The following is a 13,616-nucleotide window of genomic DNA, read 5'->3' as shown; positions in this document are numbered from 1 at the left end:
GCTCTAAAAAAGCCACCTTCGGGTGGCTTTTTCGTTTTTCAGCCCCATGTAAGTCGGTATGCTGATGTCCTGCCGAGGAGAGTGAAATGGCCTACGATTTTGACCTGTATGTAATTGGCGCCGGTTCCGGCGGTGTTCGCGCGGCGCGCTTTGCTGCTGGCTTTGGCGCCAAGGTGGCCGTGGCGGAAAGCCGCTACCTGGGCGGTACCTGCGTTAACGTCGGCTGCGTGCCGAAAAAACTGCTGGTCTACGGCGCGCACTTTGCCGAAGATTTCGAGCAAGCCAGCGGTTTCGGCTGGTCGCTGGGTGAGGCGAACTTTGATTGGGCGACGCTGATCGCCAACAAGGACCGCGAGATCAATCGCCTCAACGGCATCTACCGTAATCTGCTGGTCAACAGTGGCGTGACGCTGCATGAAGGGCATGCGCGCCTGGTGGATCCGCACCAGGTGGAAATCAATGGCGAGCGCTTCACCGCCAAGCACATCCTGATCGCCACCGGTGGCTGGCCGCAGATTCCGGAGATTGCCGGCCGTGAGCACGCAATCGGTTCGAATGAAGCGTTCTTCCTCAAAGAGCTGCCCAAGCGCGTGCTGGTGGTGGGCGGTGGCTACATTGCCGTCGAGTTCGCCGGGATTTTCCATGGTTTGGGTGCGCAGACCACGCTGCTGTACCGCGGTGACCTGTTCCTGCGCGGCTTCGACGGTTCGGTGCGCACGCACCTTAAGGAAGAGTTGACCAAGCGCGGCCTGGACCTGCAATTCAATGCCGACATCGAGCGCATCGACAAACAGCCCGATGGCAGCCTCAAGGCCACGCTGAAAGACGGCCGTGTACTGGAAGCTGATTGCGTGTTCTACGCCACCGGCCGCCGCCCGATGCTGGACAACCTCGGGTTGGAGAACACCGGGGTCAAGCTCGACAAGCGGGGCTTTGTCGAAGTCGACGACCTGTACCAGACCGCTGAATCATCGATCCTGGCAATCGGCGATGTGATCGGTCGCGTACAACTGACGCCGGTGGCCCTGGCCGAAGGCATGGCCGTGGCGCGGCGCTTGTTCAAGCCTGAGCAGTATCGCCCGGTGGATTACGCGATGATCCCGACGGCGGTGTTCAGCCTGCCCAACATCGGCACCGTTGGCCTGACCGAAGAGGAGGCCAGGGACAAGGGGCATAAGGTCCAGATCTTTGAAAGCCGCTTCCGTCCGATGAAGCTGACCTTGACCGATTGCCAGGAGAAAACCCTGATGAAGTTGGTGGTCGATGCCGACACCGACAAGGTGCTGGGCTGCCACATGGTCGGCCCGGATGCCGGGGAAATCGTGCAGGGCCTGGCGATCGCGCTCAAGGCGGGCGCGACCAAGCAGCATTTCGACGAGACCATCGGCGTGCATCCTACGGCGGCGGAAGAATTCGTCACCATGCGCACGCCTGTGGCCAACTGATCAGGCGTTGGGTGTTGCCTCTGGCGTCGTCGCAACGACGGCGGCCAGGCGCAACGCCTCTATCGTCGCCTGGGCCTTGATCAGGTCCAGTTCCAGGGTTTTATGGTTGTGTTGCTGTTCGGTCAGCGCGTCCTGGCGTGACTGGCTTTCCAGCACGGCTACGCGCAAACGCTCTTGCAGCAGCGTGCGTTCGCTATCAATCAGGCTGACCTGTTCGCTCAACGCGAGCTGTCGAGCCTGATCCTTGCGGCTTTGCTCCTGCAAGGCGCTCAGCTCCTTCGCCGTGACCCGGTGCTCGATCAATAGCCGCTCATTGTCGCGGTGCAACTGGGTGATTTCATCCTGACGCACCATGGCGCTTTGCTGGGCCTGGCGCAATTCGGCTTGCAGTTGTTGCAGCTGGCCCTCGTGGCGGCGCTGTTCCTGTTCGCGCTGCTCCTTGATGGCGTTGCGGTAGTGCTCCAGCGCATCGCGGGCGTGCAGGTGCTTTTCTTCCAGTGAACGAATCTGTTCGTCCTTGTCATTGATGCGTAGTTCGTAATCGCTGCAGGCCTGGCTGAGCCCGGCGTTGCGGGTTTGCTCGGTCTGCAGGCTGGTGCTGGCGGTTTGCAGGGCTGCGCTTTCTTCCGCCAGGGCGGCGGCCTGGATATCAAATTGCTGCTGGAGCTGGCCTTGGGCTTCTTCAAGTGCCTCTACCTGGGCGAGCAGGGCGGTTTTCTGCTGCTCGAACTGCGCCAGGGCCAGGTCGATGGGCTCCTGGGCCTTGTCTTTCAGGCGCTGGGCCAGGCGCGCGACCAGCTCGCCAAGCTCGTCATCAATCGGCGCCTCGGTAATGGTGAGACGGCTTTCACTGTCGTCCAGCTCCTTCAAATAGCGATGAATCGTGGTTTTCGAGCCGGTATTGCCCATTTCGATGCGTACTGCATCGATGCTGGGGTTTTCGCCACGGGCGAGGATTGCCAGGCGTGCCGTTTGAACTACTGCTTTGTTGATGCCGCCGCGAGCCATGGGGTCTCCGTCGATTTAGTACTGTGGTATGTAGTATGTATATACGTACTATAACATGAATGAAGTCGCCTTTAAATTCATGATTTAACGAATGGGATATTCGCGTATTATCCCGTGTCATAGCCGTTTTGGTTGCCGACACACCCCATTGCCGTACGAATAGGCCCTGCATGAGCGATCTGGATCGTTACCTCAACGCGGCAACCCGCGATAACACGCGCCGCAGCTATCGTGCGGCGATCGAGCATTTCGAGGTGAGTTGGGGCGGGTTCCTGCCGGCCACCAGTGACAGCGTCGCGCGGTATCTGGTGGCGCATGCCGGGGTGTTGGCAGTCAACACCTTGAAGCTGCGGCTCTCGGCGTTGGCGCAATGGCACACCAGCCAGGGGTTTCCCGACCCGACCAAGGCGCCGGTGGTGCGCAAGGTGCTCAAGGGCATCCGCGCCGTGCACCCTGCGCAGGAAAAGCAGGCTGAGCCGCTGCAGCTCCAGCAACTGGAGCAGGTGGTGGCGTCTCTCGACGCCGAGGCTGCCCGCGCCAGCGCCGATCAGGATCAGCCGCGCCTGCTGCGCGCCAAGCGCGACACCGCGCTGATTCTGCTGGGCTTCTGGCGCGGCTTTCGCAGCGATGAGCTGTGCCGCCTGCAGATCGAACACGTACGCGCCACGCCCGGTGCGGGGATCAGCCTGTATCTGCCCCGCAGTAAAAGCGACCGCGACAATCTCGGCAAAACCTACCAAACCCCGGCGCTGCTGCGTCTGTGCCCGGTGCAGGCCTACAGCGAATGGCTCAGCGCCTCGGCCCTGGTGCGTGGTCCGGTGTTTCGCGGGATTGATCGCTGGGGCAACCTGGGCGAGGAGGGCTTGCACCCCAACAGTGTGATTCCACTATTGCGCCAGGCGCTGGAGCGCGCCGGCCTGCCTGCCGAGCAGTACACCAGCCACTCGCTGCGGCGCGGCTTTGCTACCTGGGCGCATCGCAGCGGCTGGGACTTGAAGTCATTGATGAGTTACGTCGGTTGGAGCGACATGAAATCTGCCATGCGCTATGTTGAAGCGACGCCCTTTCTCGGCATGACCTTGGCGACGCAACCGCTGCTTTGAGATTTCTTCTATTAATACAGTTACCTGATAGGGAAAACCAATCGTCAGCATCAGGTTTGCCAATGAGCCAACCGCCGAGAAGGTGGGTAGGATTCACCTCATCAACTTCTTAACCCCTGACGGAGAGTCAACGATGCCTATCATCAACAGCCAAGTAAAACCGTTCAAAGCTACCGCATACAAAAACGGCAACTTCGTAGACGTGTCGGACGCTGACCTGAAAGGCAAATGGTCGGTAGTCTTCTTCTACCCAGCCGACTTCACCTTCGTTTGTCCAACCGAACTGGAAGACCTGGCTGACAACTACGCCGAATTCCAGAAACTGGGCGTCGAAATCTACAGCGTTTCCACCGACACCCACTTTGCCCACGCTGCCTGGCACAACACCTCGCCAGCCATCGGCAAAATCCAGTACACCATGATCGGCGACCCAACCCTGACCATCTCGCGCAACTTCGACGTGCTGATCGAAGAAGCTGGCCTGGCAGACCGTGGCACCTTCGTGATCAACCCAGAAGGTCAGATCAAGATCGTTGAGCTGAACGACGGTGGTGTTGGCCGTGACGCTTCCGAGCTGCTGCGCAAAATCAAGGCTGCCCAGTACGTTGCTGCCCACCCAGGCGAAGTGTGCCCAGCCAAGTGGAAAGAAGGCGAAGCCACCCTGGCTCCGTCCCTGGACCTGGTCGGCAAGATCTAAGTCTGTGAAGTATCAAGGGCGGGTTTCCGCACTTAAGTAAGCTGCATCCGCCCTCAAAACGCCCGGGCGAGATTCGCTCGGGCGTTTTTTTGTCTGCAATAAACCGAATTAATAGGAAATCGCCCGTATGTTGGACGCCAATCTTAAAGCTCAGTTGAAGTCATACCTGGAACGGGTCACCCAGCCGATCGAGATCGTCGCCTCCCTCGACGACGGTGCGAAATCCCAGGAAATGCTGGCCCTTTTGCAAGATGTAACCAGCCTCTCCACGCTGATTACCCTGATCACCGATGGCAACGATGCGCGCAAGCCTTCGTTCTCCATCAACCGCCCGGGTGCCGATATCAGCCTGCGTTTCGCCGGCATCCCCATGGGCCATGAATTCACTTCGTTGGTGCTGGCCCTGCTGCAAGTCGGTGGCCACCCGTCGAAGGCCAGTGTCGAAGTGATTGAGCAGATCCGTGCGCTCAAGGGCGAGTTCAGCTTCGAGACGTACTTCTCGCTGTCGTGCCAGAACTGCCCGGACGTGGTCCAGGCGCTGAACCTGATGGCCGTGCTCAACCCGAACATCCGCCACGTCGCCATCGACGGCGCGCTGTTCCAGGCTGAAGTCGACGAGCGCCAGATCATGGCGGTGCCAAGTGTCTACCTCAACGGTGTGAACTTTGGCCAGGGCCGTATGGGCCTGGAAGAAATCCTCGCCAAGCTCGACACGAGTGGCATCGAAAAGGCTGCCGAAAAAATCAGCGCCAAAGACGCCTTTGATGTGCTGGTGGTCGGCGGTGGCCCAGCCGGTTCTGCGGCGGCTATCTACGCCGCACGTAAAGGTATCCGCACTGGTGTAGCGGCGGAGCGTTTCGGCGGCCAGGTGCTGGACACCATGTCCATCGAGAACTTCATCTCGGTGCAGGAAACCGAAGGCCCGAAACTCGCCAGCGCCCTCGAGGCCCACGTGCGTCAATACGACGTGGACATCATGAACCTGCAGCGCGCCAGCAGCCTGGTGCCAGCGAAAAATGCCGGCGACCTGCACGAAATCCGTTTCGAAAGCGGTGCGACCCTGAAGTCCAAGACCGTCATCCTGGCGACCGGCGCGCGCTGGCGCGAAATGGGTGTGCCAGGCGAGCAGGAATACAAAGCCAAGGGCGTATGCTTCTGCCCGCACTGCGATGGCCCGCTGTTCAAGGGCAAGCGCGTGGCGGTGATCGGCGGCGGTAACTCCGGCGTTGAAGCGGCCATCGACCTGGCTGGTATTGTCAGCCACGTGACCTTGCTCGAGTTCGACAGCAAGCTGCGCGCCGATGCGGTTCTGCAGCGCAAGCTGTACAGCCTGCCCAACGTTGATGTGATCACCAGCGCGCTGACCAGTGAAGTCAAAGGTGACGGCCAGAAAGTGACCGGCCTGGCCTACAAGGACCGTGACAGCGGCGAGTTCAAGACCATCGACCTGGAAGGGATCTTTGTCCAGATCGGCTTGCTGCCTAACACCGACTGGCTCAAAGGCACCGTCGAGCTGTCGCCCCGTGGCGAGATCATTGTCGACGCCCGTGGCGAGACTTCACTGCCAGGCGTATTCGCCGCCGGTGACGTCACGACCGTGCCGTACAAGCAGATCGTGATTGCCGTAGGCGAGGGCGCGAAGGCTTCCCTGAGCGCTTTCGATCACCTGATCCGCACCTCCGCCCCGGCGTAAATCCGGCGCCGCAAATGAAAAACCCCATGAGCGATCATGGGGTTTTTTATTGCGTGGGGCTTTTACAGCGGCGCTGGCTGAATGATCTCGACCCAGTACGCATCCGGGTCCTTGATGAACGCCAGGCTTTTCATGCGGCCATCGCTCAGGCGTTTCTGGAAGTCGCAACCCAGGGCTTCGAAGCGCTCGCACGCGGCCACGATATCCGGCACCGAGATGCAGATATGGCCAAAACCACGCGGGTCGGTGTTGCCATTGTGGTAGGCGAAGTCGGCGTCGTTTTCGGTGCCGTGGTTATGGGTCAGTTCGAGGATGCCCGGGATCGACTTCATCCATTCGGTCCGTTGTGCGACATCGGCCGGGATCTGGGATTTGTCGACCAGGGCCAGGAAGTACAGGCTGAATTCGGCTTCCGGGAAGTCGCGTTTCTCAACCAGGGAAAAACCCAGGACGCGGGTGTAGAAATCCAGCGACTTGGTGATGTCCTTGACCCGCAACATGGTGTGGTTGAACACAAAGTTTGCAGTGGCGGTGTCAGGTTGGGCGGTGACGCCCGGGAAGGTGTTCAATTCGTGCAGGCTCATGGGCCCTCCAGAAAAAAATGGGGCAAACGCGGCTCCAGTGAAAAGCGAGGAGCGATCCCTTGGCTTGCGGCAGGCATCCGTGCAGCCGAGCCATGATACGCAAGGCTCGGCGGTGGCGCCAAATGAAAAAGCCGCTGCAAGCCTTGCGAGCTGCGGGTGGCGGGCTCACACTTTGTCGCTTGAACCTTGGGTATTTGTCGCAATGATCGAATTTCGTAAACCGCTGTTGAGTGCCGTATGCGTGCTGTTGGCCAGCCCCGTGGTCATGGCGGCCGATCCGGAAATCCATTGGCCCAGCGGCTGGCAGGTGGAAGAAGTCGTGCCTGACGACCAGGCCCCGGCAGTGCCCGCCACGGTGTCGCGTCAACGGGCGATCAAGAACGATGAAAACGGCACGACCTTGATGGTCATGGAACTGACCGGTACCCCCATCGAGGCCGGGCATAAAGTTAATCTTCAGGGCGTATTGCTGGAAATGCGCAAATCCATCCAGAAGGACTTTGCCCAAGGTGGCTATCAAAGCGTCTGCACCAAGATGCACCCAACAACATTGAGCCGACTTGACGCGTTGGAAACTACTTGTGTGATTACCGAGAACGGACGACACGTGCTGTCACAAACATTGGTCGGCGCTGTTGATACCGATAAGGCCTATGTTTTTTCATATGCGGGGCAGGCGCAAACCTACGAAGCGAGCAAGGATGAAGTCAGTTCGGTGCGCGACAGCCTGAAACTTTAAATCGGTTATGTCGATCGATCTTGAATACGGTGAAATGTTATTTAAGTTTGCGTTCGAATCCTCCAATAAAAAAGCCCCGCATCGGCGGGGCTCTTTATGGGTAGTGCCTGATCACTTGCGCAGCCATGACTCTACAGTGGCTGCACCGTGCTCTTCTTTCCAGGCCTTGAGGCCGCGGTGGTTGCCGCCTTTGGTCTCGATCAGCTCGCCGGTGTGCGGGTTCTGGTAGACCTTGACGACGCGTGCGCGGCGCTGTTTTGGTGCGGTGGTGGCTGCAGCGCTGGTCTTGCCCAGGGTAGGGTCAAGGATGGCGATGATGTCACGCAGGCTCTTGCCGTAAGTCTTCATCAGGCCCTGGAGCTTTTCTTCGAATTCGATTTCTTTTTTCAGGCCGGCGTCGTTCTTCAGGGATTCCAGCTGGGCGAGCTGCTCTTGAAGGGCTTTTTCTGCTGCGCGAAATTCGGCGAGTCTGGACAAAATAGGTACTCCAATAGTGTTGTTGGCTGATATCAATTACAGACAAAGCTATAAGCCAAGCGCTTTAAGGCAACTCAGGAAAGACGCCTTCCTGCGAGTTCTGCACAGGCAGGAAAAATTGTAGTAGTTAATGCGCTACGAGTAAATCACGTCTTTTGTATTACTTACATTATTTCAACCTGTCTAGTACCGGGCTATTCATTGGTGGTCCAGGGATTTAATCAATTCATCGCTGGGCACAGGCTTTCCGAACAGGTAACCCTGCAGGAAATCCACGCCACGCGCCGCCAGGTATTCGCATTGCTCGACTGTTTCCACGCCTTCGGCAACGATGCCCAGATCGAGCTTGCCGGACAGTTCTATGATGCTGTCGAGAATATGCCGGGAGAGTGCATCGGCGCCGATCATGGCGACAAAACTCTGATCAATCTTCAAATAGTCCACATTGAAGTTGCGCAAGTAGCCCAGGCTGGAATGGCCCGTACCGAAGTCGTCAATGGCGATCATCACCCCCAGTTCATGCAACGCATCGAACAGGCGGCGGGTAATATCCGTGGGTTCGATCAGCTCGCGCTCGGTCAACTCCAGTACCAGGGTGACCTGGCCAACAGGAAAGGCTGCCAGAAACTCTCGGCAATCGTCCACCAGCGCCAGGTCCTGGCAGTGGCGGGCGGTAATATTCACGCCAATATGAAACCCCGGGCTGAAGCGCGCCGCGTGGGGTGCCAGTTGCGCGGCGGTCTGGCGGAGCAGGGCGCGCGTCATCGGCACAATTAGCCCGCATTCCTCGGCGAGTGGAATAAACAGGTCCGGGCGTACCAGGCCTTCCTTCGGGTGTTTCCAGCGCATCAGCACTTCACAGCCCGCCCACTCCCGCGTGTCGCCGCGTACCACGGGCTGGAAGTACGGGATGAATTCATTCGCCCCCAGCGCCCGTTGTAATTCATGGGTTGGCGCAGTCACGCGCTTTTGCAGGGCGTGCGCAAGGACGCCGGCCAACAGGCCAAAAAACACCACCAGGCTGAACATTGCAGGGTATCGGTCCTGCATATAGCGCCACACTTCACCGGCCGGCATACCGGCGTCGACACTGTAGCGATAGCGCTCGGACGCCAGGTGATGATGGGCCACGGCAAACACCGGTACCTGCGTGTTGCGCACTTTGCCGTCGGCACCCAGCCAGTTGGGCCCGACCTGCAGGATCAGATTCGCATAACGGCTGATCAGGCGCAGCGCGTTGGTCAGGTGGTAGCCGTCGATCGAGGCAAACGCGGCCTTGTCGCCCTCCACCAGGCGGTACACCAGCAAGGCCGTATCCGGCGTCACCGGGTTGCCGTTCATCAACCACAGCCGCCCATCCACGTAGTCATCCGGGTTCACCCGCGACTCGTACTGGCTGCCGAACAGCGAGCTGCAATAGATGTTTTTCTGCCAGGACAATGTGGTTGCGCGCACAAACGGCCGGCGTGTGACCTGCTCGCGCAGTGCCAGCTGCGCACTGCTGTCGCACGGCTGTCCGGCGAGTGGCAGCAATTCCTGGGCGGCGAGGGCGGTGTTGTCGAGCATCAGATCGAATTGGCGCACGGCTTCCTGCGCGGTCTGCGCGGTGCTTTTCTCAAGGGTGCGTTCGGCTTGCCAGTGCAGGATGAGCACACCCAGCAGGATGGGCAGCAGCCCGCACAGCACACTGATCGAATGGCGAGTGAAGGACTTTCGAGGGCCTGTGACAGTCAGGGGCATGAATTCCGGGCCTGTTGCGCGAGAGGGCGGTGACGGTAGGGCAGTCAGGGATGCCCGGATGATAGACGGCCCGGTTCAAATATGCTCGTCAGCCCCAGCGATTGTGCGATCTCGATAAAGGCCAGGGCGGCAGGCGAGGACTGCCGGTGGTCCAGCACCGCCAAGCCGTTACGGCGCGACACCCGGGCGACAGCGGCCGGTATACGTAGCGCGGGTCATGATCGCGCGGCAACGCTGCTGGGCAGTTACCTGTGCAACAAACCGCTTGCGCAGGCCAAGGCAATAGGGATTTGATGAAGACTGCGGACAAACACGGTTACGCTGTGTAGAATCGATTTACGCATACAAGAATATGGACTTGCGCTCACGCAAGCCTCGGCCGTCAGAGACTGATGACACCATGAAGCTACTCGGCTCCCCCCTCATCTTTGGTGACTTCCTCGCCCGCAGTGTGCGAGGCCTTTCCTGCGCGCCTCCCTTCGACCTCATCCTTGCTCGCAACTAATCAATTGCTACCCAACAAGAATGATGAGGCACCGAACATGACCGACCATTTAGACAACCCAATGGGCCTGATGGGCTTTGAATTCATCGAATTCGCATCGCCGACCCCGGGCACCCTGGAGCCGATCTTCGAGATCATGGGCTTCACGAAGGTCGCGACCCACCGCTCCAAGAATGTGCACCTGTACCGCCAGGGCGAGATCAACCTGATCCTCAACAACGAGCCCAACAGCATTGCCTCCTACTTCGCGGCGGAGCATGGCCCGTCGGTGTGCGGCATGGCGTTTCGCGTCAAGGATTCGCAGCAAGCCTACAACCGCGCGCTGGAGTTGGGTGCGCAGCCGATCCATATCGAAACCGGCCCGATGGAACTGAACCTGCCGGCGATCAAAGGCATCGGCGGCGCGCCGCTGTACCTGATCGACCGCTTCGGTGAAGGCAGCTCGATCTATGACATCGACTTTGTCTACCTCGACGGCGTAGACCGCAACCCGGTCGGTGCCGGCCTCAAGGTCATCGACCACCTGACCCACAACGTGTATCGCGGCCGCATGGTCTACTGGGCCAACTTCTACGAGAAACTGTTCAACTTCCGTGAAGCGCGCTACTTCGACATCAAGGGTGAATACACTGGCCTGACCTCCAAGGCCATGAGTGCGCCGGACGGCATGATCCGCATCCCGCTGAACGAAGAGTCGTCCAAGGGCGCCGGGCAGATCGAAGAGTTCCTGATGCAGTTCAACGGCGAGGGCATCCAGCACGTGGCGTTCCTCACCGACGACCTGGTCAAGACCTGGGACGCGTTGAAGGGCATCGGCATGCGCTTCATGACCGCACCGCCGGACACCTACTACGAAATGCTCGAAGGCCGCCTGCCGAATCACGGTGAGCCGGTCGATCAACTGCAATCGCGCGGCATCCTGCTGGACGGCTCGTCGATTGAAGGCGACAAGCGCCTGTTGCTGCAAATCTTCTCGGAGACCCTGATGGGCCCGGTGTTCTTCGAGTTCATCCAGCGCAAGGGTGATGATGGCTTTGGCGAAGGCAACTTCAAGGCGCTGTTCGAATCCATCGAGCGTGACCAGGTGCGTCGTGGTGTACTGACCGCCGACTGAAGGTAAAAAAGCTCGGCCGGGATTGCTCCCGGCCGGGCTTTTTATTGCCTGCGGATCAGGCTTTGCGCTGACGCACCAGATGCTTGAAGCCTTCATACACCAGCACCATCACCGCCAGCCAGATCGGGATATAGGTCAGCCATTGACCACCCTTGATCCCTTCACCCAGCAGTAACGCCACTGCCAGCAACAGCACCGGTTCGACATAGCTGAGCAGCCCGAACAGGCTGAATGCCAGCAACCGGCTGGCGATGATGTAGCTCACCAGCGCCGATGCGCTGATCAGGCCTAGCGTTGGAATCAAGGCATACAGCTTCGGATAGGCGTCGAGCACGGCAAACCCCTGTTCGCCGCTCTGCACGAACCACCAGGCCACTGGCAGCATCAGTGCCATGTCCAGCCATAGACCGCCCAGGTGATCGGTGGACAAGTATTTACGCACCACGAAGTAGACCGGATAGCCGATGATCACGACCAGCGTGGCCCAGGAGAAACCGCCGGCTTGATACAGCTCATTGAGCACGCCGAGCGCGGCAAACACGACGGCGATCTGCTGCAGGCGCGACAACCGCTCGCCGTAGACCAGGCGTCCCGTCAATACCATGGTCAGCGGCAACAGGAAGTAACCCACCGACACATCCAGGCTGCGCCCGTTCAGTGGCGCCCACATGAAGAGCCACAACTGCACGCCGAGCAATGCCGAAGACAGCACCACGCCGCCGATCAACCGCGGCTTGGCCGCCAGCCTGCGCAGCAATTCCCACACACGGCGCCATTCGCCGCTGACGATCATGAACACCGTCATGCACGGCACGGTCAGCAACATGCGCCAGCCGAAAATCTCCAGGCCGCTCAACGGCGTGAGCAGCGACGTGAAGTAATACATCACGGCAAACAACACCGACGCCGCCACGGATAAAACAACACCTTTAGACACACTGTCCTCGCCAAAACCGGTTGCTACAAAAGAAGAGAGAAATTCAGGAGGGGATTATGGAGCTTTTGACGGGAGACGGTTGCGCTGTTTTGGGGCGTTTTGCGCGAAAATTTTCATGGGCCGAGGTTTGGAGGGGGTGATAGAGACAAACCTCCTTTGATGAACCCACTTCCCATGGCGGGCCAGTTTGTTGTGGCGAGCGGGGTTATTGTGGTGAGCGGGCTTGCCCCGCGTTGGGCTGCGAAGCAGCCCCAGTCAGCGAGCACGCGGTGGATCAGGTACTCCTCGCCGACTGGTTTTGGGGCGGCTTCGCCACCCAACGCGGGGCAAGCCCGCTCACCACATGAAGCCTAGTCACCACACCAAGCCTGTTTGCCACATGAAGCTGTTTGCAGCCACAAGCCTGTTCACCACAGAAAGCCCGCTTGCCACAACAAGCCCGCTCACCACAGGAAACAGCTCAGCACAAAAAGCCCCGCTTGCTACAAGGCACTATTCCCCGCTTACAAACGAGCTATCCGCCCGGACACAAAGTGCCCCACATCATTGAACCCCGGCGTGGACGAGTGCCCGGGCGTCACCAGCGAATCGATGAAGGCTTCATCTTCCGCCGAGATCTTCACGTCGAGCGCGCCGATGTAGGCATCCCACTGTGCTTCCGTGCGCGGCCCGACAATCGCCGAGCTCACCGCGGCATTGTTGAGCACCCAGGCAATCGCAAACTCGACAGTCCCCACGCCACGGCCTTGAGTGTACTGCTGGATCTGCTGGGCGATGCGCAACGACTCCACGCGCCATTCGGTTTCCAGGATGCGTTTGTCCTGGCGCGCCGCGCGGCTGCCGGCTTCGGGGGTTACATCCGGCGCGTACTTGCCGCTGAGTACGCCACGCGCCAATGGGCTGTAAGGCACCACGCCCAAGCCATAGGCGGCGGCCGCAGTGATCTGCTCGACCTCGGCCTGGCGATTGACGATGTTGTACAGCGGCTGGCTGATCACCGGCTTGTCCACGCCCAGGCGCTCGGCGACGCGAATCACTTCGGCGATGCGCCAGCCGCGATAGTTGGACAAGCCCCAATAGCGGATCTTGCCCTGGCGGATCAGGTCACCTATCGCCGACACCGTGACGTCCAGCGGCGTGTCGTGGTCTTCGCGGTGCAGGTAGTAGATGTCGAGGTAGTCGGTATCCAGGCGCGTCAGGCTGGCTTCCAGCGCATTGAAGATGCGCTTGCGGCTCAAGCCACTGCGATTGGGCAGGCCGTCGGTGGGGCCGATGGCGACTTTGGAGGCCAGCACCCAATCCTCACGATGGCGCGCAATGGCCTCGCCGACGATTTCCTCGGAGCGTCCGCCGGTGTAGACGTCCGCGGTGTCGATAAAATTGATGCCCTGGTCCCAGGCCTTGTCGATGATGCGCAGCGAGTCCTCGGTGTTGGTCTGTTCGCCAAACATCATGGTGCCCAGGGTCAGGGCGCTGACCTTCAGTCCGGACTGGCCCAATGTGCGGTAAATCATGCAAAGCTCCTCAAGGCAGGGAAACGTGACCTATGCAATACCAGACTCGAGGGCTCTGGA

At 59.7% G+C, this 13,616-nt stretch carries 12 protein-coding genes and 1 pseudogene; 6 read left to right on the top strand and 7 right to left on the bottom strand.

All coding sequences use genetic code 11. The features are described 5' to 3' along the window. Nucleotides 1–86 precede the first annotated feature (86 nt). Nucleotides 87–1,445, top strand: coding sequence for a glutathione-disulfide reductase (gene gorA / locus BBG20_RS17155; protein ID WP_065905446.1), 1,359 nt, complete (start codon nt 87–89; stop codon nt 1,443–1,445). Here the strand turns inward: gorA and BBG20_RS17150 are convergent, their stop codons facing one another. Continuing rightward, nucleotides 1,446–2,453, bottom strand: a complete 1,008-nt coding sequence (locus BBG20_RS17150) for a DNA-binding protein (RefSeq protein WP_065905445.1) — start codon at nt 2,451–2,453, stop codon at nt 1,446–1,448. It lies immediately after the preceding gene. A 170-nt stretch (nt 2,454–2,623) separates the two neighbouring features. Here BBG20_RS17150 and BBG20_RS17145 point away from each other — a divergent pair, with 170 nt between their 5' ends. The 3 genes from BBG20_RS17145 to ahpF all read left to right on the top strand — a co-directional run bounded on the left by BBG20_RS17145 (nt 2,624) and on the right by ahpF (nt 5,946). Beyond that, on the top strand, nt 2,624–3,556 hold the full coding sequence (locus BBG20_RS17145) for a site-specific integrase (RefSeq protein WP_065905444.1): 933 nt from the start codon (nt 2,624–2,626) through the stop codon (nt 3,554–3,556). A 133-nt stretch (nt 3,557–3,689) separates the two neighbouring features. Then, nucleotides 3,690–4,253 (top strand): alkyl hydroperoxide reductase subunit C, encoded by a 564-nt coding sequence (gene ahpC, locus BBG20_RS17140; RefSeq protein WP_010210361.1) that lies wholly within the window; start codon nt 3,690–3,692, stop codon nt 4,251–4,253. A 127-nt stretch (nt 4,254–4,380) separates the two neighbouring features. Continuing rightward, a complete protein-coding gene (gene ahpF, locus BBG20_RS17135) occupies nt 4,381–5,946 on the top strand; it encodes an alkyl hydroperoxide reductase subunit F (protein ID WP_065905443.1) in 1,566 nt (521 codons plus the stop codon). Nucleotides 5,947–6,008: 62 nt separating this feature from the next. On the opposite strand, the gene gloA is transcribed toward ahpF, so the two are convergent. Further along, complete coding sequence (gene gloA, locus BBG20_RS17130; protein ID WP_065905442.1) at nt 6,009–6,530, bottom strand: lactoylglutathione lyase; 522 nt, start codon at nt 6,528–6,530, stop codon at nt 6,009–6,011. 202 nt (nt 6,531–6,732) lie between these two features. On the opposite strand from gloA, the gene BBG20_RS17125 reads away from it, so the two are divergent. Further along, nucleotides 6,733–7,269: a DUF4946 domain-containing protein gene (locus BBG20_RS17125; RefSeq protein WP_065905440.1), complete on the top strand. Its 537-nt coding sequence runs from the start codon at nt 6,733–6,735 to the stop codon at nt 7,267–7,269. A gap of 111 nt (nt 7,270–7,380) precedes the next feature. Here BBG20_RS17125 and BBG20_RS17120 read toward each other — a convergent pair whose 3' ends face one another. The 3 genes and pseudogenes from BBG20_RS17120 to BBG20_RS33210 form a co-directional block, all read right to left on the bottom strand. After that, the gene (locus tag BBG20_RS17120; RefSeq protein ID WP_065905437.1) at nt 7,381–7,746 is read right to left on the bottom strand and encodes a histone-like nucleoid-structuring protein, MvaT/MvaU family; all 366 of its coding nucleotides are present in this window, start codon (nt 7,744–7,746) and stop codon (nt 7,381–7,383) included. A gap of 198 nt (nt 7,747–7,944) precedes the next feature. Continuing rightward, nucleotides 7,945–9,486: an EAL domain-containing protein gene (locus tag BBG20_RS17115; protein WP_065905434.1), complete on the bottom strand. Its 1,542-nt coding sequence runs from the start codon at nt 9,484–9,486 to the stop codon at nt 7,945–7,947. Nucleotides 9,487–9,530: 44 nt separating this feature from the next. Further along, nucleotides 9,531–9,724, bottom strand: a pseudogene (locus BBG20_RS33210) (LysR family transcriptional regulator); the annotation flags it as partial. A gap of 304 nt (nt 9,725–10,028) precedes the next feature. Here BBG20_RS33210 and hppD point away from each other — a divergent pair. Continuing rightward, nucleotides 10,029–11,105 carry a 4-hydroxyphenylpyruvate dioxygenase gene (gene hppD / locus BBG20_RS17110; protein WP_065905432.1) on the top strand — a complete coding sequence of 359 codons (1,077 nt, stop codon included), beginning with the start codon at nt 10,029–10,031 and terminating at the stop codon, nt 11,103–11,105. Between the two features lie 55 nt (nt 11,106–11,160). Here the strand turns inward: hppD and rarD are convergent, their stop codons facing one another. Together rarD and BBG20_RS17100 are read right to left on the bottom strand one after the other, a co-directional pair. Further along, nucleotides 11,161–12,042: an EamA family transporter RarD gene (gene rarD, locus BBG20_RS17105; protein WP_065905429.1), complete on the bottom strand. Its 882-nt coding sequence runs from the start codon at nt 12,040–12,042 to the stop codon at nt 11,161–11,163. A gap of 503 nt (nt 12,043–12,545) precedes the next feature. Next, a complete protein-coding gene (locus BBG20_RS17100) occupies nt 12,546–13,556 on the bottom strand; it encodes an aldo/keto reductase (protein WP_065905427.1) in 1,011 nt (336 codons plus the stop codon). Nucleotides 13,557–13,616 lie beyond the last annotated feature (60 nt).

Source organism: Pseudomonas aylmerensis, assembly GCF_001702265.1.
GTDB classification, from domain to species: domain Bacteria; phylum Pseudomonadota; class Gammaproteobacteria; order Pseudomonadales; family Pseudomonadaceae; genus Aquipseudomonas; species Aquipseudomonas aylmerensis.
The sequence above is the reverse complement of the archived record's forward strand: the minus strand, read 5'-3'. Positions and strand labels throughout refer to the sequence as shown.